At 44.5% G+C, this 21,657-nt stretch carries 19 protein-coding genes and 1 tRNA gene; 12 read left to right on the top strand and 8 right to left on the bottom strand.

What is annotated here, in order from left to right; all coding sequences use genetic code 11:
* Positions 1-66: 66 nt before the first annotated feature.
* A complete protein-coding gene (locus C7475_RS10920) occupies positions 67-1,860 on the bottom strand; it encodes a PspC domain-containing protein (protein WP_110053389.1) in 1,794 nt (597 codons plus the stop codon).
* Between the two features lie 42 nt (positions 1,861-1,902).
* The gene (locus C7475_RS10925) at positions 1,903-2,229 is read right to left on the bottom strand and encodes a PadR family transcriptional regulator (protein ID WP_110053390.1); all 327 of its coding nucleotides are present in this window, start codon (positions 2,227-2,229) and stop codon (positions 1,903-1,905) included.
* 709 nt (positions 2,230-2,938) lie between these two features.
* Here C7475_RS10925 and C7475_RS10930 point away from each other — a divergent pair.
* The 3 genes from C7475_RS10930 (at position 2,939) to C7475_RS10940 (ending at position 5,812) form a co-directional block, all read left to right on the top strand.
* Complete coding sequence (locus tag C7475_RS10930) at positions 2,939-3,229, top strand: hypothetical protein (protein WP_110053391.1); 291 nt, start codon at positions 2,939-2,941, stop codon at positions 3,227-3,229.
* 207 nt (positions 3,230-3,436) lie between these two features.
* Entirely contained in the window at positions 3,437-5,083 is a 1,647-nt protein-coding gene (locus C7475_RS10935) for a SulP family inorganic anion transporter (RefSeq protein WP_110053392.1), read from the top strand.
* 48 nt (positions 5,084-5,131) lie between these two features.
* Positions 5,132-5,812, top strand: a complete 681-nt coding sequence (locus tag C7475_RS10940; protein WP_110053393.1) for a carbonic anhydrase family protein — start codon at positions 5,132-5,134, stop codon at positions 5,810-5,812.
* Between the two features lie 89 nt (positions 5,813-5,901).
* On the opposite strand, the gene C7475_RS10945 is transcribed toward C7475_RS10940, so the two are convergent.
* From C7475_RS10945 to C7475_RS10955, 3 genes are all read right to left on the bottom strand, one after another.
* The gene (locus C7475_RS10945; protein WP_110053394.1) at positions 5,902-7,035 is read right to left on the bottom strand and encodes a methionine aminotransferase; all 1,134 of its coding nucleotides are present in this window, start codon (positions 7,033-7,035) and stop codon (positions 5,902-5,904) included.
* A gap of 85 nt (positions 7,036-7,120) precedes the next feature.
* Positions 7,121-8,212 (bottom strand): mannose-1-phosphate guanylyltransferase, encoded by a 1,092-nt coding sequence (locus C7475_RS10950; protein WP_110053395.1) that lies wholly within the window; start codon positions 8,210-8,212, stop codon positions 7,121-7,123.
* Position 8,213: 1 nt separating this feature from the next.
* Positions 8,214-9,188, bottom strand: a complete 975-nt coding sequence (locus C7475_RS10955) for an SIS domain-containing protein (protein ID WP_110053396.1) — start codon at positions 9,186-9,188, stop codon at positions 8,214-8,216.
* Between the two features lie 305 nt (positions 9,189-9,493).
* On the opposite strand from C7475_RS10955, the gene recQ reads away from it, so the two are divergent.
* The 3 genes from recQ (at position 9,494) to C7475_RS10970 (ending at position 12,635) form a co-directional block, all read left to right on the top strand.
* Complete coding sequence (gene recQ / locus C7475_RS10960) at positions 9,494-11,695, top strand: DNA helicase RecQ (RefSeq protein WP_110053397.1); 2,202 nt, start codon at positions 9,494-9,496, stop codon at positions 11,693-11,695.
* Between the two features lie 20 nt (positions 11,696-11,715).
* Positions 11,716-12,486, top strand: coding sequence for a DUF3050 domain-containing protein (locus C7475_RS10965; RefSeq protein ID WP_110053398.1), 771 nt, complete (start codon positions 11,716-11,718; stop codon positions 12,484-12,486).
* 73 nt (positions 12,487-12,559) lie between these two features.
* Positions 12,560-12,635, top strand: a tRNA-Phe gene (locus tag C7475_RS10970).
* 245 nt (positions 12,636-12,880) lie between these two features.
* On the opposite strand, the gene C7475_RS10975 is transcribed toward C7475_RS10970, so the two are convergent.
* From C7475_RS10975 to rpiA, 3 genes are read right to left on the bottom strand one after another with little or no spacing between them, the layout of a single operon-like run.
* Complete coding sequence (locus C7475_RS10975) at positions 12,881-13,726, bottom strand: sulfurtransferase (RefSeq protein ID WP_110053399.1); 846 nt, start codon at positions 13,724-13,726, stop codon at positions 12,881-12,883.
* A gap of 43 nt (positions 13,727-13,769) precedes the next feature.
* Complete coding sequence (locus tag C7475_RS10980; RefSeq protein WP_110053400.1) at positions 13,770-14,333, bottom strand: isoprenylcysteine carboxylmethyltransferase family protein; 564 nt, start codon at positions 14,331-14,333, stop codon at positions 13,770-13,772.
* Positions 14,334-14,352: 19 nt separating this feature from the next.
* A complete protein-coding gene (rpiA, locus tag C7475_RS10985; RefSeq protein ID WP_110053401.1) occupies positions 14,353-15,027 on the bottom strand; it encodes a ribose-5-phosphate isomerase RpiA in 675 nt (224 codons plus the stop codon).
* Between the two features lie 79 nt (positions 15,028-15,106).
* On the opposite strand from rpiA, the gene C7475_RS10990 reads away from it, so the two are divergent.
* From C7475_RS10990 to C7475_RS11015, 6 genes are all read left to right on the top strand, one after another.
* Positions 15,107-16,396 carry an MFS transporter gene (locus tag C7475_RS10990; RefSeq protein ID WP_110053402.1) on the top strand — a complete coding sequence of 430 codons (1,290 nt, stop codon included), beginning with the start codon at positions 15,107-15,109 and terminating at the stop codon, positions 16,394-16,396.
* Between the two features lie 80 nt (positions 16,397-16,476).
* On the top strand, positions 16,477-17,361 hold the full coding sequence (locus tag C7475_RS10995) for a carotenoid biosynthesis protein (RefSeq protein WP_158286483.1): 885 nt from the start codon (positions 16,477-16,479) through the stop codon (positions 17,359-17,361).
* 48 nt (positions 17,362-17,409) lie between these two features.
* Positions 17,410-17,751: a hypothetical protein gene (locus C7475_RS11000; protein ID WP_110053404.1), complete on the top strand. Its 342-nt coding sequence runs from the start codon at positions 17,410-17,412 to the stop codon at positions 17,749-17,751.
* Positions 17,752-17,787: 36 nt separating this feature from the next.
* Complete coding sequence (locus tag C7475_RS11005; RefSeq protein ID WP_110053405.1) at positions 17,788-19,092, top strand: SWIM zinc finger domain-containing protein; 1,305 nt, start codon at positions 17,788-17,790, stop codon at positions 19,090-19,092.
* Between the two features lie 7 nt (positions 19,093-19,099).
* Positions 19,100-20,548, top strand: a complete 1,449-nt coding sequence (locus C7475_RS11010) for a DUF5691 domain-containing protein (protein WP_110053406.1) — start codon at positions 19,100-19,102, stop codon at positions 20,546-20,548.
* A 31-nt stretch (positions 20,549-20,579) separates the two neighbouring features.
* Positions 20,580-21,656, top strand: coding sequence for an AAA family ATPase (locus tag C7475_RS11015; RefSeq protein WP_110053407.1), 1,077 nt, complete (start codon positions 20,580-20,582; stop codon positions 21,654-21,656).
* Position 21,657 lies beyond the last annotated feature (1 nt).

The raw sequence follows: 21,657 nt of genomic DNA on the forward strand, positions 1-21,657 counted from the left end.
TGGTTGTGTTTCTTTAACTATTGAACTTATTGTGATGACAAAGTTTAATCTATACACACTATCCCATCACTTAATGAGTTTATATAAACTGTAGCCGATCACTGCGAGGCCATCCATTGCAGCCACTTCACCTACCTGGGCAGCAGGCTTTTTGCTTGAATCGGTATCTTCTACAGGTGTTTTATTTTCCTGCTTACCGCCCTTGTAGCGGTAATTTCTTTCCAGGGAGTCTGCCCTGTTTTCAGAATTATCACTATTTGTATCGGGGGTACTATTTCGTTCTTTGTTCAGATCTTGCGGGTAACCGTCGTCGTGCATTTTGAACTCAATATGTCCTTTTTCTCGGTGATTTCCCCACTCATCCCATTCATAATCATCATCGAAGTCCCAGTCATTGTTATAATAGTTGAGACTCTTGTCCATTACTACATTTTTGTTGGCTGGTACCCTGATAACAACTCTTACATGCTGTCCTCTGAATTTCGAGTTAGTTGGGATGGATATTCCGCTAGGGACGTAAAGGACAGAATCATTCTGAACAATCTGGTACTGTATTTCCCTGGCCAGTTCTCTTGCTTGAGCCACTCTTCTACCCCTGGAATAGCGTTCGATATATACCTCAAAGCTGTCCGTAGCGCTTTTTTCCAGTTTTATCTTAGCCGCATTGATGATAACTGTGTCTTCGGCCACCCTTAATACATCATCCCAAAACTCAATTTCCTCGATGTCGGTGAAATCTTCTGCCTGTTTAATGACTAACTTTCCAGCAGAAGGTTGCACGAGTGCAAATTTTTCTTTGATCGGAGTGCTGCCTGTACGGAAGTCTTTTACCACAGAAATGATTAATATGACGGCAGAAATTAATCCTGCAAACCAGAGCATCACCAGGGTATATCCCACATAGCGGCTGGTTTCTTTAATGCCGGTCGCCTTGCGGACGAAGAATATAACCAGTGCAACGATGGGGATACCGATCAGGAAGAAGATGGACACCCATAATAGTAAATTTTGTAAAGGACCAACCAGTATCAGGTCCTTGAGTGGGAAGAGGGCCGCGGAATGTACGGTAACATATATTCCTGCGACTATCAGCCCAACCAGGATCGCACCAGCAAGAATATAAAAGAATGCCTTGATCAAAAATAACAGGACTTTCGCCAATGCTTCGAAAATATTACGAAAAGCCCGTTCCAGATCATTACCAACTTGCCTTCCGCGGCCCTGAGAAAAATTTCTAACGTCATTTCCGAAGTTCTTCAGATGACCTTTCGCCGCGTTGATCTCATCCTGTACGGTAGCCCTGATGTTATTCACATCGACCTTCTCCCCCCTCATCTGCAGCTTTTCAGCTGCAGTGTTGGCTTCAGGGGTTACGATCCAGAGGATAAAATATACAAGAATACCGGTACCGAAGCCGCCAATGGCCAGCAGGGCAAATATGATACGGAATACAACCGGATCAACGTTCAGATAAGCGCCCAGGCCACCACACACGCCACCGAGTACTTTACTATCCGGATCGCGGTATAATCTTTTGCGCGGACGGATGTTGTCATATACAGGATCGTTTGCAGGTTGTTGCTGCTGACTGGTTTCTCCGGCATCGTCAAACTGCTCGGGAGTACCCATGGCCGCTTTTACAGACTGTACATCCTCATCGGTGATACAATGTGTTGTTTTTAATTTATTCAGGAACAGTTCGGCTATACGGCTCTCAATATCACTCACAATCTCATCCCCACCCTCTTCCCGGGCGAAATATCGCACCAGACTATCCAGGTACTGCCGCAATATCTCATACGCACTATCTTCGATAGCGATAAGGCGGCCTGCCAGGTTTATATTAATAATCTTTTTCATTTCGAGTCTCTATTTTAGGTTTTGGTTATTGGATGGTAGTTGTTAGTTACTTGTGAGCTGCGTGACCGCATTTGCCAGCTCGTTCCATGTCGCCTCTAGTTCTTTGTAGAATAATTCTCCCTTATCGGTCATGGAGAAATATTTTCTTGGGGGGCCTGAACTGCTTTCAACCCATCGATAGGACAGCAATTCTGCGTTTTTAAGTCGGGTGAGTAAGGGATAAAGAGTGCCCTCCAGGATGTCCAGCTTTGCTTCTTTCATTTTTTCTATAATGTCTGAAGGATAAGCTTCTCCTTGCTTGATGACCGAGAGAATGCAAAATTCAAGCACCCCTTTCCTCATCTGTGACTGTGTGTTATCTATATTCATGGCAAGTGAGCTTTATGAATAAAATGATACCTATACATATTCTAATGGTGGTTTTTGATGATTACGATGTAAAGATAGAGAAAATATACTACTATGCAATACACAATACCATATAAAGCAAAATAACTTGCTTAAGATATTACCGTTTCCGGTACCGTACTTCAGCCACAGGTAAGTATTTCAGGTTATATTAACGCCCCGATTTTTATTTTCCCCTTTTATGATGAACGGTATTAGCCCGGTATGAATGTAACCGGAATGACTCCCGATTGCACCCGCTAACCCCGATAGAAGTTAAATGCCCGCTGGTTAAAGGTTTCCTGGGAATGAATTATTACAGATGCCTTCGTGTACAGTGTTTTCTCAGTCCGTCCATATCACGTTACCGGCATTTCCATATCACTTTAGGCTCATTTCTATATCGAAGGGATATAGAAATGAGCCTAAAGTGACGGCCAAATGACGGTAACGCGATATGGAGATATAGAGAACACATACTACCCATAACGATATCCGTAAAAATTAAGATGTTTAAACAGGACTCTGAGGAACTATTCGGATCTGTTTAAAGACGGGCCTGGTAAGGGGAATAGGATGAATATCTCTCCGTGACTGTCCACACACCATTCATCATAAAAGGGGATTTAACATTTTTTTAAATAGTATATTTGGAAACTAAACATGCGCTAAACTATTTTTGTAGCGAACGATGAAAAGAATTATCGGCATATTCCTCCTGGCACTGATGTGCTTACAGCTCCTTCCAATCAAGGAGGTGGGGAAGATATTGTTCAATAATCAGATCGTTGAGGAACATCCGGTAGAAGATGGTAACTGTGGTGACCATCTGAAATTGTGTAAGGAATTAAAATTCCTGAAGGGTGATTCCATGCTTCAGTTTGAGCCTTCACTACTGGTAAAGAGTCTTCATTATAATTTCTTCGCTGAAATTCCTCAGGGCCCAACCCGTGAGATACATTGTCCTCCACCTAACTGTTAATATCTTTTTGCTTTAGTATTCTCCTTCTGTCTGTATTGGGCATATCCGGTATTATGCTATAGCAATGCTGCTTTTCTTTAACGCGTATACTGCGTTTCAATCTCTATTATAATTATTTATTCACATGACAGGAGTAACTATGCCAGGTAGTATATGGCATTTTATTCCCTGTTTCTGACGCTTGGCGTTTTTTAAATCCTTCTGACTATGAGCAGGCAATCTATATTTTCCAACTTGAAAGGTGACCTCTCTTCAGGTCTCGTTGTGTTTCTGATAGCGGTACCTCTTTGCCTGGGTATTGCCCTGGCATCCGGCGCTCCATTATTTTCCGGTATGATCGCCGGTATAATAGGTGGCATAGTGGTCGGTTCACTAAGTGGCTCCCAATTGAGTGTAAGTGGTCCTGCGGCTGGTCTTACGGCCGTTGTACTTACCGCCATCACCAAGTTTGGTGTATTTGATATCTTCCTGATGGCAGTTGTCATCGGAGGTGTGCTGCAGTTGATACTTGGTCTTGTTAAGGCAGGGGTAGTTGCAAACTACTTCCCTTCTAACGTCATAAAAGGAATGTTGACAGCAATCGGTATTATCATCATACTGAAACAGCTGCCGCATGCATTCGGTTATGACGCCGATTCAGAAGGAGACTTCGCATTTATTCAGGTAGACGGGAATAATAGTATTACCGCCTTACTTTCCACATTGAACCATATTCATCTGGGGGCGACAATAATTACCCTCGTATCAATACTGATCATCCTTTACTGGAACAAGATCCCGAAAGCGGGCGTAGTTCCTGCTCCACTGGTGGCTGTACTTGTAGGTGTCGGTTTAAATGCACTCTTTATTGCAAGCGGTAGTGTACTGGCGGTGTCTCCAAGTCATCTGGTTAGTCTGCCGGTAGCAACAGATTTCGGCTCGTTTATCGGTCAGTTCAGTCTTCCTGATTTCAGTTCCCTCGCCAATAAAGAGGTATGGATCGTTGGTGCTACTATCGCGATCGTGGCTTCCATAGAAACATTGCTGAACCTTGAGGCTACGGATAAACTGGATCCGCTGAAAAGGTATTCTTCCCCAAACCGTGAGCTGAAAGCACAGGGTATTGGTAACATCATCAGCGGTATGATCGGTGGTTTACCTATCACGTCAGTGATTGTGCGTTCATCTGCGAATATCAACTCAGGCGCCCGTTCGAGATTTTCTACTATTACGCACGGTACATTATTGCTGGTTTGCGCAGCACTGATTCCATCCATCTTAAATAAGATCCCACTGGCAACCCTGGCGGCAGTATTGCTTGTAACAGGTTATAAACTGTGTAAGATCTCCATCTTCAAAGAGATGTTTAAGAATGGTAAGTACCAGTGGGTGCCATTCCTAGTAACTGTGGTTGCTATCGTATTTACTGACCTGTTGATCGGTATCGCTCTGGGTATGGCAGTAAGTGTGATCGCCATTTTACGTGGTAACATCCGTAGTTCTTATTTCTTCCGCAAGGAAAAATACAGAGCAGGTGATAGCATTGTACTGGAACTGGCACAGGAAGTCTCCTTCCTGAACAAGGCAAGCATCCTGCTGACGCTTGACCACATGCCGGAAAATTCTACGGTAGTGATAGACGCGAGCAAAACTACGTACATAGACTTCGACGTATTAGAAATGATCCGTGAGTTTAAGGATGTAAAAGCTCCGCAGAAGAATATTACAGTGATCCTTACCGGATTTAAAGATCAATACAAACTTCCAAACACGGAGAATATCTCTCCTGAACACCAGGAGAAGATAGCCAGTGGGCATGTTCATACCATTACAGGTAATCATGAACAATTGTTGAAAGAGCTGCAGCTGAATTAATACAGATGCAGTAAGAAGAATTAATTAAAAAAATAAAAGTTGACAAAGATGAAAACATTAAATAAAGTATCGCAAGCTAGTATAACACCCGCTCAGGCTCTCCAACTTCTCAGAAATGGTAACGAACGTTTTGTTGACAACCTGAGATTACACCGTAACCTGCTTGAGCAGGTAAATGAGACCCGTGACGGACAATGGCCAATGGCGGCAATTGTAAGTTGTATGGACTCCAGAACATCTGCCGAATTGATCTTCGACCAGGGGTTAGGAGATATTTTCAGCATCCGCTTAGCTGGCGCTGTAATCTCTGACAATGTACTGGGCAGTCTCGAATATGCCTGTAAAGTAGCAGGCTCCAAATTTATCGTGGTACTGGGTCACTCGAAATGTGGTGCTATCAAAGGCGCGTGTGACAATGTGGAAATGGGTAACCTGACCGGATTACTGAACAAGATCACTCCGGCAGTTTATGCAGAAAAAACGATCAAAGAAAACAGAACTTCTTCAAACCCGGATTTTGTGGACGCAGTGACACATCTCCATACAAAGCGTTCCGTGCAGGCGATCATGGAGCAGAGTCATATTCTCCGCGAAATGATCCTGAATGGTGAGATTGGTATTGTGGGCGCAGTATACAATGTGGAAACTGGCGTGGTAACCTTCCAGGAAGAAACCCTGGTAATAGGCCGTGAAATGTTTAAGGAATCTCCTGAGGCAGTAACTGTCTGAGGACCTACAACTGTTGACAAGCCATGCTTGTAGTCATATACAAAGGAAAAGCCGCTCCTCTTCAGGAGTGGCTTTTTTGTTGATACTGTTTATATCTTTCTTAATCTTTCTGCTGCCTGTTCCAGTGTATCCTTCTTCTTTGCAAAGCAGAAACGTACTACATGATCGTCTTTCCCGTTCTCATAAAATGCCGATACCGGGATACTCGCTACGCCGAACTCCTTTGTGATGCGGGTCGAGAATTCTTTATCCCCCTCATCGGAAATACGGTCATAACGCATCAGCTGGAAATAGCTTCCCTTTGAATTCAGTGGCGTAAACCGCGTGTCTTTCATTAGCTCCAGGAAATAATCCCGTTTCTGCTGATAGAATGCCGAGAGGGAAAGATAATGTTCCGGTGTTTGCAGATAGCGTGAAAGCCCGTATTGCATAGGCGTATTTACAGAGAAACACAGGTATTGATGCACCTTCCGGTATTCTGTCATCAGGTGTGCTGGCGCGACACAATAACCCATCTTCCAGCCGGTATTATGAAATACTTTTCCGAAGGAGAAAGTCACAAAACTATTACGCAACAATTCCGGATAGCGGAGTATACTGAGATGTTCTGCTCCATCATAAATGAGGTGCTCATACACTTCATCTGATAATACAAGCAGATTATGCTCCGTCACGATCTTTTGCAATTCCTCAAGGTCCTTCTGACTGATAATACTTGCAGTAGGGTTATGAGGAGTATTGATCATGATCATTTTGGTACGAGGCGTGATCTTACTACGCACCAGCGCCCAGTCAATACTATAATCAGGATAAGAGAGTGGTATTAATACCGGTACGCCACCGTTCACCAATACGTTGGGAATATAACTATCGTATGCAGGCTCAAAGATGATCACCTCATCACCTGGACCGATACAGGTAGCGATAGCGGTGAAGATGGCATATGTACCTCCGGGAGTAATAGTGATCTCTGTATCCGGATTGACCTGCTGTCCGTAGAGGGTATGGATCTTTTGTGCAATCACTTCTCTTAGCGGCATAATACCCGGCATGGGGGCGTATTGATTATATCCATCCTCCATGGCCTCATTCACCAGCTTCTTCAAAACATCATCGCAATCAAAATCGGGGAATCCCTGGGAAAGATTAATGGCTTTATGTTGCGCAGCAAGTGCGGACATGACAGAGAAAATGGTTGTGCCTACATTTGGAAGTTTCGACATAAAAAACGGATGATCAATTACGGATCAATGTCTGAAATTAAAACATGTAATCCGTAATTGATCATCCGATCCCTGCTTTTATTATTTAGAGAAATTTCTCTCCTTTGTTCCTTTTCACTTCTGCGACATACTCTTTGATCTGTTGTTCATTCTCCTTTTTGCAGATCAGTAATACATCTGAAGTATCTACAACAATGAATTCATCGAGGCCCTGTATAACCAACAGTTTTTCCTGAGGGGCTTTCACCATGCAGTTTGTAGCATCTACCAGCATGACATTTTTTCCCTGTACGGCATTGCCATCGTCATCCCTGTCCAGGTTTTCATAGGCAGAAGCCCAGGTACCGAGGTCACTCCATCCGAAGTTGGAAGGGATCACATATACATTATCTGCTTTTTCCATGATCGCGTAATCAATGGAAATATTTGTACACTGCGGGTAGATGTTTTCTATTACTTTCTTTTCTTCCGGAGTATTAAATACGTCTGTGCTTTGTTGGAACAGCTCATCTATTTCCGGAAGATATTTATTGAACGCGGTCAGTATTGTTTTTACGTTCCACACAAAGATACCAGCGTTCCAAAGGAAGTCTCCGCTTTGCAGGAACGTCTTTGCCAGTTCCAGGTTAGGCTTTTCGGTAAATGTTTTAACGGGATACACATTATCCGCCACCTGTTGTGTCTCAAACTGAATATACCCATATCCGGTGTCAGGACGGGTAGGCTTTATACCAAGTGTCACCAGGGCACTGTGTTTCTGTACGAACATCAATGCATTCAGGCAGGTGCTGGCAAAAGCAATAGAATCCATGATCAGATGATCTGCCGGAGCACAAATGATACTTGCCTTCGGGTCCTGCTTGTTTATTTTATGAGAGATATAAGCAATGCAGGGAGCAGTATTTTTCCTTGAAGGCTCGCTGACTATATTTTCTACGAGCAGTTCAGGCAGCTGCTCCTTCACCTTTGTTACATAATGATGATGTGTGACTACAAAAATGTTTTCCTGTGGAATAAATTGCGCGAACCTTTCGAAGGTCCATTGTAATAACGTTTTCCCGGTATTCAGAATATCCAGGAATTGTTTGGGGTGATCAGTGCGGCTATAGGGCCAGAAACGGCTACCTATTCCCCCGGCCATAATGGCCACGTAAAAATGCCTATTCACAGCTGTCATCTTATATAATCCCTTCCCTGATTAAGTCATGTAAATGAATGATGCCAATATATCGTTTATCTTTCAAAACCAATAGTTGAGTGATATCATGTTCTCTCATCATCTCCAGGGCATTGATAGCCAATTCTTCTTCCTGGATCGTTTTTGGGTATTTAGACATGATATTTTCTGCGATGACACTTTCTGCCGGTATTCCTTTTTCAAGCATACGGCGAAGGTCGCCATCTGTAATAATTCCTCCCAGTTGCCCGTCTGACTCCAATACAGCGGTCACACCAAGCATACCGGAAGATATTGCGACGATGATCTCTTTTAAAGGGCTATCCTTTTGTACCTGCGGGGCTTGGTGAAGACGGCTAAGATCTCCTACCTTCAGATATAATTTCTTACCCAAGGTACCTCCGGGATGAAACTTCGCAAAATCAGCAGCCGTAAATCCGTGCCATTCTATCAGGCATACCGCCAACGCATCTCCCATTGCCAGCTGGGCAGTGGTACTGGTTGTGGGTGCCAGGTTATTCGGGCAGGCCTCCTGGCTGACAGAAGTATTCAATAAAAAGTCTGACTCTCTCGCCAGATAGGAATCTGTGTTCCCTACCATGCCGATCAGTTTATTTCCAAAGTTCTTAACTAATGGGACCAATACTTTGATCTCTGGAGAGTTACCGCTTTTTGAAATACACAAGATAATATCATCCTCCTGGATCATACCCAGATCCCCGTGGATAGCATCAGCAGCATGCATAAAAATTGCGGGAGTGCCAGTGGAATTTAATGTAGCTACAATCTTCTGACCGATAATTGCACTTTTGCCAATACCGGATACAACCAGCCGTCCGGCGCAATGTGCAATCAACTCTACCGCCTGCTCAAAATCACTATTGATGTATTGCTTCAGATCTGAGACCGCTGTCGCTTCAAGGCTAAGCGTTCGTTTCGCCACTTCGGCAATATTAATAACCGTTCTATTTTTCATGGGCAGCCACAAAGTTAACTAGGTTTCAGCAGATTAAGCCTATGATATTGCCTAATTTTATAATAAGGAGCCGTCCTGGCCGGATTTTGTCATTTTTGTTCATTCCTGTCTCCCCTGCCGAGCGTCCCTCTGCTTCGGGGGGGCAATCTGAGTAAGCATTTGGGAGAATTTTAACACGCTATAACACATAAATTAATTGCCGGTCAGCCTATTTTTAGTTAACTTCGTGTCCCCTAAAAAACACATAAACAATATCCATAATTTGTTACTTTCTTTAGAGTTTATTTGTTTTAAATTTGAATGCAATGGCTGTTGTAAAGGTAAGTTTGATTGATGCATTACGGGAACACTTTGGGTTTGATTCCTTTAAAGGAAACCAGGAAATCATCATCAAAAGCATTCTTGCCGGTAAAGATACTTTTGTTATAATGCCAACCGGCGGAGGCAAATCTTTATGTTATCAATTGCCGGCTCTGATGAGTCCCGGCTGCGCGCTCATAGTATCCCCTCTTATTGCTTTAATGAAAAACCAGGTGGACCTGGTACGTTCATACAGCAGTAAAGATAACGTGGCGCATTTTCTAAATTCTACCCTGTCAAAAGCACAGATAAAAAAAGTAAGAACGGACCTGCTTGCCGGCAAAACCAAGATGCTCTATGTAGCACCGGAAACGCTGACTAAACAGGAAAACCTGGATTTTTTCCGCGAACTCGAGATTTCTTTCATCGCAGTAGACGAAGCGCATTGTATCTCTGAATGGGGGCATGACTTTCGTCCGGAGTACCGCCGTCTTAAAGAAATGATAGAGCAGATCAATGGCGATCTTCCTATTATTGCCCTGACAGCGACCGCTACACCTAAAGTACAGAGCGATATTGTAAAGAATCTGGGGCTCCGTGATCCACAGGTATATCTATCTTCTTTTAACAGGCCGAACCTTTATTATGAGATCCGTCCTAAACGGAAAAAAGACCAGACCATCCGTGAGATAGTCAAGTTCATTCATTCTCATAAGGGTAAGAGCGGTATCATATATACGCTAAACCGTAAAACTACCGAAGAACTGGCAGATATGCTGGTAGCTAACAACATCAAGGCTGTTGCTTACCATGCGGGGCTGGATGCCGGTACCCGTGCCCAGCGTCAGGACATGTTCCTGCATGAAGATGTAGATGTTATCGTGGCTACTATTGCCTTCGGTATGGGGATTGACAAACCCGACGTTCGTTTCGTTATTCACTATAATATTCCGAAGAGCCTGGAAAACTATTACCAGGAAACAGGACGCGCTGGTCGCGATGGCCTGGAAGGTATCTGTGTGTGCTTCTATTCATATAAAGATGTGCAGAAGCTGGAACACCTGATGCGCGATAAGCCATTGAGTGAAAGGGAAATGGGCGCTCAGCTCATTAATGAAACGGTGGCCTATGCAGAGAGCTCTGCCTGCCGCAGAAAGGTGATCCTTCACTACTTCGGGGAGAAGTATGAAGAATCTCAGTGTAATAACGCCTGCGATAACTGCCGGAACCCGAAAGAAAAAATAGAAGTTAAGAACCGCGTCGTAATCGTTCTCAAAGCCATAAAAGCTTTAGAAGAACGTTTCGGAAGCGACTACGTCGTAAATATCATTACGGGCAAAGTAAACCCTCAGATCACTACCTACCAGCATAATCAACTGGAAGTATTCGGAGAGGGAAAAGAATTTGATGCCCACTTCTGGAATTCCCTCATCCGCCAGATGATGCTGGAAGACCTGATTGAAAAGGATATTGAAGAATATGGCCTGCTGAAGATCACGGAAAAAGGACATAAGTTCCTGAAAGAACCGTACTCCATCATGGTCTCTCTCAACCATCAGTTTGAAGAGGAAGGCGGAGAAGATGATGATATCGCTACAGAAGCACAAGCATCCGCAGATACTGTACTCTTCGAAATGCTGAAAGAGCTGCGTAAGAAAGTTGCGAAAGAAAAGAACCTTCCTCCTTTTGTGATCTTCCTGGAAACTTCCCTGGAAGACATGGCCACCCAATACCCGACCACTGTTCAGGAATTAGAAAAGATACAGGGGGTAAGTAAAGGTAAAGCCATCCGTTACGGTAAACAGTTCGTAGACGTCATCTCCAAATACGTTGAGGAGAATGACATTGTGAAACCGGACGATTTTGTGATGAAGAGTGTGGTGAACAAGAGTGGTCTGAAAGTCTTCATCATTCAGAATATCGACAAGAAAATGCCGCTTGAAACCATCGCCCGCAATAAGGAGTTAACAATTCCTCAGTTGCTGGATGAAATGGAGACGATAGTAGCCAGTGGTACCAAACTAAATCTGGACTATTGTCTGGATGAAGAGCTGGACGACTATGCACAGGACGAGATTATGGAATACTTTAAAGGCTGCGAAACATCCAGCCTGGCACTTGCCCGCGAGGAATTGATAGACAGCGATTACACCATCGAACAGTTAAAGCTCATGCGTATCAAGTTCCTGGTGGAATACGGAAACTAATAGGCTCATCAGAATAGTACATGACTGGCATACCACACATTAAAGCAACCATTGCTCCTATCCGGGAGCAGATCATACAGCATCCTTTATATTCCGAAATGCAGCGCATGGAAGACATCCGCTCTTTTATGCAATATCATGTATTTGCTGTATGGGATTTCATGTCATTACTCAAATCATTACAAAAGCATCTTACCTGCACAGATATTCCGTGGGTGCCTAAAGGCAGCGCTGCTACCCGTTATCTCATCAACGAGATCGTTACGGGAGAAGAAAGCGATGTAGATCCGGATGGTAATCGTGTAAGTCATTTTGAATTATATCTCCAGGCAATGGAGCAGGCAGGCGCTGATGCTTCTGCTATCAATGACTGTTTACTGCAACTCGAAAGAGGCAAATCACTGACAGCTGTGCTGAATGGTCTACCACATACAGTACGCTCTTTTGTAAAATATACTTTCGATCTGATCCATAACTCGCCCGTGCATATTCAGGCAGCTGTATTTACCTTCGGACGGGAAGATCTTATACCAGATATGTTCCTTGCATTGGTTAATGATCTGGATAAACAATTCCCGGGACAGATCAGTCTTTTCAAATATTACCTCGAAAGGCATATAGAAGTTGACGGAGATCACCATAGTCATTTAGGCATGGAAATGGTACAGGAATTATGTGGCAATGATCCGGTTAAATGGGAAGAAGCTGCGCAAGCGTCGAAGACTGCTCTTGAGGAACGAAATGCTTTGTGGACAGGGATTCTAGAAGAAATTAAAAGTTTTGTTGCATAAAAATTTGGAAGTTAGTTTTTAATTTGCTTATCTTTGCAATCCCTTCGAGAGAAGGACACAGAAAAAAAGGAATGGTGCGGTAGCTCAGTCGGTAGAGCAAAGGACTGAAAATCCTTGTGTCGGCGGTTCGATCCCGCCTCACACCACCAAGAAAAGCCTCTGATTAACTCAGAGGCTTTTTCTATTTATGATGTGTATATTCTCCTGATCCATAAAACCTACACAAGGTTCTACATCTCACTATATAGGCATTAAGTCAATCAAGACGTTTTCAACACAGAGCTTATGAATTACTGAACTCTTAACAAGCGCTCCTTTAGACATTATACAATCAAAAAAGACTTTGAAGCATTACCTCTTCAAAGCCTTTTGCAAAATTCATTTCTGACTTACTCTACGCTCCTACCGCCACAGGCCTTTCCGGATCTGTGATCCACTCACTCCATGATCCAGCATACAACTTCGGCAATGAGTATCCTGCATATGCCGACAGTAATACATTAAATGCAGCAGTTACTCCTGATCCACAATAAAAGATCACGTCTTCCTTCGCAAAATCAGCAGCAAAATAGCCCCTTACTGCTTTCTGTTCTGCTACGATACCCTCGGGTGTAATATTCGCGTTAAACGGCCTTGAAATCGCTTCCGGAATATGCCCCGCTACCGGATCAATGGTTTCATTCTGACCGGCATATCTGTCTGCCGTTCTGGAATCTATTACACAACTGCCATGCTTTTCTGTTGCTTTCATCACCTCCTCCGCAGTTGCCAGAAGCGCATCATTAAATTGTGCGGTGAACGTTCCTGCTTTCGGAGTAACAACTCCGCTTTCTAACGGGAATCCCTTTTCACGCCAAACCTTTTTGCCTCCGTCCAACACCGCGACTTGCTCATGTCCGGCCCATTTCAGTAGCCACCACAACCTGGCGGCAGCCATAAATCCGGCACCTGCATCATAGGCGATCACCTGTGTTGTAGGCGTGATACCCCATGCAGCAAATTTTGCTTTAAGGTCCCCTTTCTCCGGGAGAGGATGACGTCCGGTTACACCTGATATGATAGTTCCGGAAAGGTCTTTATCCAGGTCAGCATACAGTGCCCCCGGAATGTGTGATTTCTCGTATTCATTTCTCCCCCACTCCTTATCGTTTAGTGCAAAACTGCAATCAATAAAAAGAACATCAGGAGTACCAACAAGCACTTGTGCCTCTGCTGTCTTTACAAAATTTGTGTAACTCATTGTGTGTCTTTTAAAGTAATGATATGGTTCTTATAAATTAGACTCAGTAAATAAATGGGATCAAACGCCACGTTCCTTTCTTATAGTCAAGATATTCTTCTCCAAAATTCGATACCAGCAGTTCTTCCTCTATTTTCATTCTGTAAAGAAATACAGCCAGCACCGGCAGAAATCCGACTAACGCTGCCGCCCAGCTGTTAAATGCCAATGCGTTACCCAAGAAAGAGACCAATACACCCAGATAAGACGGATGTCGCAAATATCTGTACACCCCTTTTCTTACGATTTTATGGTCTGAGCGGATAGCTACATCCACCGTAAAATATCTTCCCAGCGTATATACAGCGATCGCACGGAACACCATACCGGCAAGGATCATCGCTAATCCAAGACGATGCAATACAGGTGATGAGCAGATCTCCCAGTTTAACTGCAAAGACAGAAAATGGGCCAGCGGCAATGCAATCATGACCGTGATCCAGATAATACGCAGGGACTGTTTGTCGGCCTGTGTTTTATCTGTTTGTGACGATCGCAACAACCTGCTTAGCAGTATCTCTGAGATTACCCAGATAGCTGCAATAATTAGATGAAGACTGGGGTACATAGGAAAGTAATTTCGCTTATCAGATGGTCTTTACCTCACCATTTTCATAAGCGATGATGACAGTCGGCTTCATGTTAATGAACAGGCCTGTCTCTACAACGCCGGTAATCGCCTTCAACTGGTGATGCAATTGTTCCGGATTTTCAATTGCACCGAAAGCGCAATCAAGGATATAATTCCCGTTGTCGGTGATATATGGTTTATCTTCTCTCGTTCTCAACGTAGGTGCGCCTTTCAGAGACTGAACGGCTCTGAATACCAGTTCCCAGCCGAAAGGAATGATCTCTATCGGTAAAGGGAATTTACCGAGGGTCTTTACATACTTACGCTCATCCGCGACAATTACTTTTTTTCTACTCGCCATCGCCACTATCTTTTCACGTAGCAATGCGCCTCCTCCTCCTTTGATGATCTGCAGATCATGGCTAACCTCATCTGCTCCATCTATATCAATATCCAGTTGTTGTATTTCGCTGAATGATGTTATGGGAATTCCCAACTCCTTCGCCTGCTTTTCGGAAGCCAGAGAGGTGGCTACTGCGCGGATATTCAATCCGCCTTTTACCATTTCTCCTAACTTCTCTATGGCCCAGTAAGCCGTTGATCCTGTTCCTAATCCTACCAGCATGCCGGGCTGTACCAACGCGGCAGCTTTTTCTCCTGCTGCTTTCTTTGCTTTTGTGATCGTGTCCATGATTATCCAGTTAATTGTTTAGCAATATAATACTATTGGCCCGATTGTATTATTTTTGAAAGCCACCCTCCTTTCAATAATGAATAGTTATCAAAAAAGTGATACCGCCCGCCGCATAAAAGCCATCTTTACCGGCTCTGTCGGCAACCTGGTTGAATGGTACGATTGGTACGCCTATGCTGCCTTTGCCCTGTACTTTGCACCTGTTTTCTTTCCAAAGGGAAATCCTACCGCCCAGCTGCTTGATACGGCTGCCATCTTTGCCGTAGGCTTCCTTATGCGTCCCATCGGGGGCTGGTTATTTGGCAGTATTGCTGACCGTAAGGGCAGAAAAGTTGCTATGACCCTCTCCGTTCTGCTGATGTCGCTGGGTAGTATGATGATAGCCCTCGCACCCACTTATAACAGTGCCGGCATCGCCTCTCCCATTATCCTGCTTACCGCAAGGCTCTTACAGGGTTTAAGCGTTGGCGGTGAATACGGCACTTCCGCTACTTATCTCAGTGAAATAGCTACTCCGGAGAGAAGAGGCTTTTACTCCAGCTTTCAGTATGTAACACTTATCGGCGGACAACTAACTGCTCTCGGTATACAATTACTGCTTCAGAAGGTCTTCCTCACTTCAGAACAGCTGCACGAATGGGGATGGCGTATCCCTTTTGTGATCGGCGCAGGATTATCTCTCTTCGCCCTGGTGATCCGTCAGCATATGCAGGAAACAGTTGCTCCCGAAAAAGAGAACAAAAAACGAGGCTCTGTGCTCATTTTACTGAAAGAACATCCAAGAGCTGTGCTAACAGTGGTAGGGTTGACGATGGGAGGTACGCTGGCCTTCTACACATATACTACTTACATGCAGAAGTTCCTGGTAAATACGGTACATCTTACAAAAGAAAGATCTACCGTACTTACATTCTTTCTCATGCTTATTTATGCCTGCCTGCAGCCGCTGTTTGGAATGCTGAGCGATAGGATCGGCCGTAAGCCCTTGCTGCTCGGTTTCGGAATATTAGGCACCTTACTCACCGTTCCTATTCTCACCGCTATCAGCCATGCCAGCAGTGAGTGGACGGCCTTCTTTCTTATCCTCGCGGCGCTCATCATTGTGAGTGGTTATACCTCCATCAATGCGGTCGTGAAAGCAGAAATGTTTCCCTCCGAGATCCGGGCGCTTGGTGTTGGTCTCCCCTACGCCCTTACTGTAGCACTATTCGGCGGTACAGCAGAATACATCGCACTGTACTTTAAGAAAATAGACCACGAGTCCCTGTACTATTGGTATATCACCGGGTGCATCTTTGTATCCCTGATCGTTTATGCCCTTGTGAGGGATACAAAACATACGTCCTTTATGGACAAAGAACAATGAAAACGCTTGCAATGTTACCTTATGCAAATATGCCTTATGGCTTTCCTCCCGGGTTATGTTACCCAATCACAGAAACCTGTATGATCATATTGTTCCTTCTTTCCATTTTCCATGCCTGGAAAAGAGGAACGGGCCACGTTGCTTATCTGCTGGGTGGTTTTGGCTTTGGGCTGTTGCTGGAATACGTTAACGTCGTTTCCAATGCCGGTTATAAATATGGGCAGTTCTGGCTGATGCTTGGACATGCTCCGGATAATATCCCCGTTTGCATTGGCATGGGTTGGGGTATTATCATTTATACTTCCAGGCTGGTGTCGGACAACCGGGGGCTGCCTCTCATTGCTGCTGCGGCATTCGACGCATTACTCGCGTTAAGCATAGACTTGAGCATGGATGTAGTTGCTTACCGGTTGCACATGTGGCATTGGGACTGGGAAAGTCATCCGGAGGCTGGTACAGCTCTTACTGCACAATGGTTTGGTATTCCTTATGGTAATTTCTTCGGTTGGTTATGCGTTGTCTTCTTTTATTCCACATTTGCGCGCACACTCGAAAAGATACCTATCAGCGGCCGTACAGGTAACCGTATCTGGCAGGCAATAACACCGTTGTTATCTATCCTCATTTCACAAGCTGCATTGTGGATTTCACTCTTTCCAATGTCTACATGGCTGCGCGAAAAATTTGGTATCGCAAGCAGGGAAAAGCTGATCTTCCTTCTGATCTTATTTCCAATATTGGCGATCATCGGATTCAGAAAAAGAAGCATCCAGCAACAGGGGAAACTTCCTGCTATCACATGGCTGGTTCCCGGCTGGTTTCATCTTTACTTTTTTGCGTGGTTATTCCTGGGCGGTTTTGCCGGAGAAAATCCCCGGATGACCTTCTTTTGTGTGCTCAATCTCATGCTGGGTATATTTATTCACTGGTGGACGCACCTTCGCAAACCGGCAATAGGTTCCTAATCTTTTAATCCCGAACTTAGCAACCGGATGTTTAAATCTTGAAGAATAATGCAACAGGAAAATAAGAATCAGAAAATCAGCAAAACAGCGGCAAAGACTGCTATCAGGATCTTTATTATCATTCTTTTTATGGGAATCCTTCCTTTCGTTGCCGGACAGGACCAACCCTGGGGAGATAAGTTGGCGAATGCCCACCTCGTTATTACCAATAAGTGGACATTAGTCTTTCCGGCAATTCTTTTTGTTGGTTTTCTTACCCTCACAATTCTTTGCCTGAAAAATAAATATAGCCAGACAGACATCAACTGGTTGTTAGTGTTAAACGCAGTGATCCTTGTTACTTACCTGGTTTTGCTATATTCCAGGATTTATAAAGCACTGTTTGTATAACATTGTTTGTATTCGGACTTTTAAAACTTATATCCATTGCGCCTATCAGAAGAACAGGTGCTAACATTGGCACCAGATGAACCTTCCATGAAAGCCGGTAAGGCTTTAGCCGGTATTGCCAAATGGGTAAGTAAAGGGGCTAGTGAGCATGCTTTATGGGGAGAATGCCAGGGAAGTGGCAGCAAGCCTTATCAAACCCAGATTGACCTTTCTGATATTGCTTTTAAATGCAGTTGCCCCAGTCGTAAATTTCCCTGTAAACATGGCATCGGATTGATGTTATTGTATGCCCGCCAGCCGGAATTATTTACCGATAACATTCCCCCGGCATGGGTAAATGACTGGCTGCAGAAACGTTCTCAGAAAGAATCAAAACAAACCGGTAAGGAAGAAAAAACTGTTGATGAAACAGCACAGGCAAAACGACAGCAAGCCAGACAACAAAAAGTTGAAGATGGCATTTATGAGCTATTACTGTGGATGAAAGATATTGTGCGTAACGGGCTTATCCAGCTGCCCGAGAAGGGCACTTCTTATTGGGAAATCATGGCCCGCAGAATGGTGGATGCACAGGCGCCAGGATTGGCCGGTATGGTACGTGGACTTTCTGAGATCAATTTTTATAGCGAGGGTTGGCAACACCAGTTTATGGACCAGTTTCTCCGGATTTATCTTGTAGCGCAGGGTTTCAACAAAGGAGAAGAACTTCCTGAACTTTTACAACAGGAACTTCGTTCCCTGGTTGGATTTACGCAAAGCCAGGAAGCATTACGACAGCAAACCGGCACAAAAGATACCTGGCTGATACTGAATAAACAGTCCACAGAAGAAGATAATCTCACTACAGAAAAATACTGGCTATATGGCCTTCATTCCTTTCAACCGGCACTCATACTACAGTTCTATGCCAGGGGGATGTCAAGACCACAATTACTGCTAACACCTGGGATGTCCATCGAAGCAGAGCTTGTCTTTTTTCCATCCAACGTTCCACTAAGGGCCATTATTAAAGAACCAGTTACGAACAATTCCTTACAGGACACTTACGGGTTAACCGGCTGGCAGGAACTGGCGGTGGCAGAAACTTTACTATCTAAAGAGATGCCTGTCCGCAGTGAAAGGCCTTATATTGTACAACAACTTACTCCTGTTCAGCATAATATGAAATGGTGGCTGAAAGACCGGCATGAACAGATCATGCCACTGAAAAGTGGTTTCCGGAATATCTGGAAACTGTTATCATTAAGCGGAGGCCTTCCTTTAGACATGGCATTGCTCGGAAAAGAACAGGAATACGAACCATTGGGCGTATGGCATAACGGGACGTATAAATTGCTATAGCAGGATCATGTGGAATAACATTATTAATACCGCTTTACTCGGCGTAGGAAAAAAGCAGTTAACCGCTGCCGATTTTCCAACAGAACTACTTCCTGTTGCCGAAAAGATCATGACAGATAAAAGTCTTGATGCAGAGACACAATTCCTGCACCTGGCTGCTGTTATGCTGAATTACAGGCAAAGCGGCGTTACCCCGGTTAACAACAGTGGTGTTCCACTGGAACCAGCTCCACCGGAAGAACGCTCCTATTGCAGTACGCAGGCAATATATGCGTTGCAGGATGCACTCGACATGGACCTCCTTCCATTGGTCACTTATTGGCTGGAGGCCTGTCACGATAAAGGACAAATCGTTCTGCCCGAATATATCCCCGTACTGCTGGACACAGCCGTATCTCAGAAACGTATACGGCATCTGGCCATGACTGTATGTGGCAAACGCGGACAATGGCTGGGTAGCATGAACCCTGACTGGCAGTTCCCTTTTGCTGTAAGTAATGAGGACCGCTGGCAAACGGGTAGCGCTGAAGACCGCAGGCAGGTATTACAGGAGATCAGGCAATCCTATCCCGGTATGGCCCGCGAATGGTTACAACAAACCTGGGCACAGGAGAATATATCAACCAGGACTGAGTTCCTGAAGATCATGCGGATCAATATTTCCGAGGATGATCTTTCCTGGCTGGAATCCCTTCAGGAAAAAAATCAGAAAGTAAAAGATGAGGTCTGGGCATTACTGAAACAGATCCCTTCTTCTTTTATAGTACAAGCTTACTGGCAGCTGCTACAAAATAGTATTTCACTTGGGCCTGCTCAGTCGCTGCACATTTCTTTACAACTGCCGCTGGATAAAAGAATTATCGACTCTGGTATTGCTACACTAAGCAATGAAAAGAATGTAAGTGAAGAAGCGTATATCCTGTTTCAGTTAATGGGTTGCATTCCTCCCTCCTGGTGGGAATCTCTCTTTAATACAGATAAGGAAGAAGTATTGCAGATCTTCGAGAACGATGATCTCGGAAAACGTTTCATTCCTGCGCTCATACTCGCAGCCGGCCGGTTCAAAGATGCTACATGGTTACGATTGCTCCTGCAAAAAAGCAACGCCTTTTATCCGGATGCTATTCCGTTGCTCCCCGCAGCAGAACAGGAAGCATATGCCTTAAAACTATTTAGCAATCATCCACAGGATGTTATTAACTATCTAAGTAACCGCGCAGATGAATGGGGACTGGAAATAACAAGCGAAGTATTAAAATGGATGGCCCGGAACCCTTATCAGTATACACGGAATTTCTTTGACAAGCACGTTTTACAACTGCCTCCTGGCATAGTTGACGAACTGGAAAAGCTTGCTCCTGAAGAACCGGCATATCAGGCTACCTGGAGAAACACCAGTGAGCATATACGAAGATTATTGGCCTGCAAAATACAGATCAATAAAGCTTTTAAATAACTATAAACGATCACTTTTCAAGCATATAAAGATGTCAAACGTATTACGTCAACATGCCGAACAACTGTTCCTTGAAGAACTGGAAGAGCTGAAAAAACAGGATACTGAAAAGCGCCCTTATACCTGGCAGTTGTCTCCACAGGCAGTGGTGACCTATCTGATGGGAGGACGGCTCAGTAATGGTTTTGAAGTACAGCCTAAATATATCGGTAGCCGCAGGCTTATTGAGATCGCTGTTGCGACGCTTACGACCGACAGAGCCCTGTTATTATATGGTTTGCCAGGTACTGCCAAAAGCTGGGTAAGCGAACATTTGGCTGCTGCTATCAGTGGCGACTCCACTCTCATCGTACAAGGTACTGCCGGTACCGGAGAAGAGGCTATCCGCTATGGCTGGAACTATGCACTATTACTGGCTGAAGGCCCGTCGGAAAAAGCATTGGTGGAAACGCCTGTAATGAGGGCAATGCAAACCGGTAAAATAGCAAGGATCGAGGAACTGACACGTATCAGCGCAGATGTACAGGATACCCTGATCACAATATTATCTGAAAAGACCTTACCTGTGCCTGAGCTAAATACCGCTGTAATGGCACAGAAAGGCTTTAATATCATTGCTACGGCCAATAACAGGGATAAGGGAGTAAATGACCTTTCCAGTGCGCTGAAGCGCCGTTTCAATACTGTTATTTTACCTGTGCCCGATTCTATTGAAGAAGAAATAGACATCGTTAAACGCCGCGTGGAAAGCTACGAGAAAGTAATGGAACTCCCGGTGGAAAAACCAGCCCTGGAAGAGATCCGTCGTATTGTTACAATCTTTCGCGAACTAAGGAACGGTGTCACCACCGACGGTAAAACGAAAATAAAAGTTCCCAGTGGTACGCTCAGCACTGCAGAAGCAATTTCTGTTGTAAACAACGGACTGGCAATGGCCGCCTACTTTGGAGATGGTCAGCTGAAAGCCGATGATCTTGCCGCAGGAATTATCGGCGCCGTATTAAAAGATCCTGTACAGGATAAACTGGTATGGCAGGAATACCTGGAAACAGTGGTGAAAACCAGAGAAGACTGGAAAGACATTTATCGCGCGTGCCGCGACCTATAAA

This window comes from Chitinophaga sp. S165, from assembly GCF_003182155.1.
Classification (GTDB): domain Bacteria; phylum Bacteroidota; class Bacteroidia; order Chitinophagales; family Chitinophagaceae; genus Chitinophaga.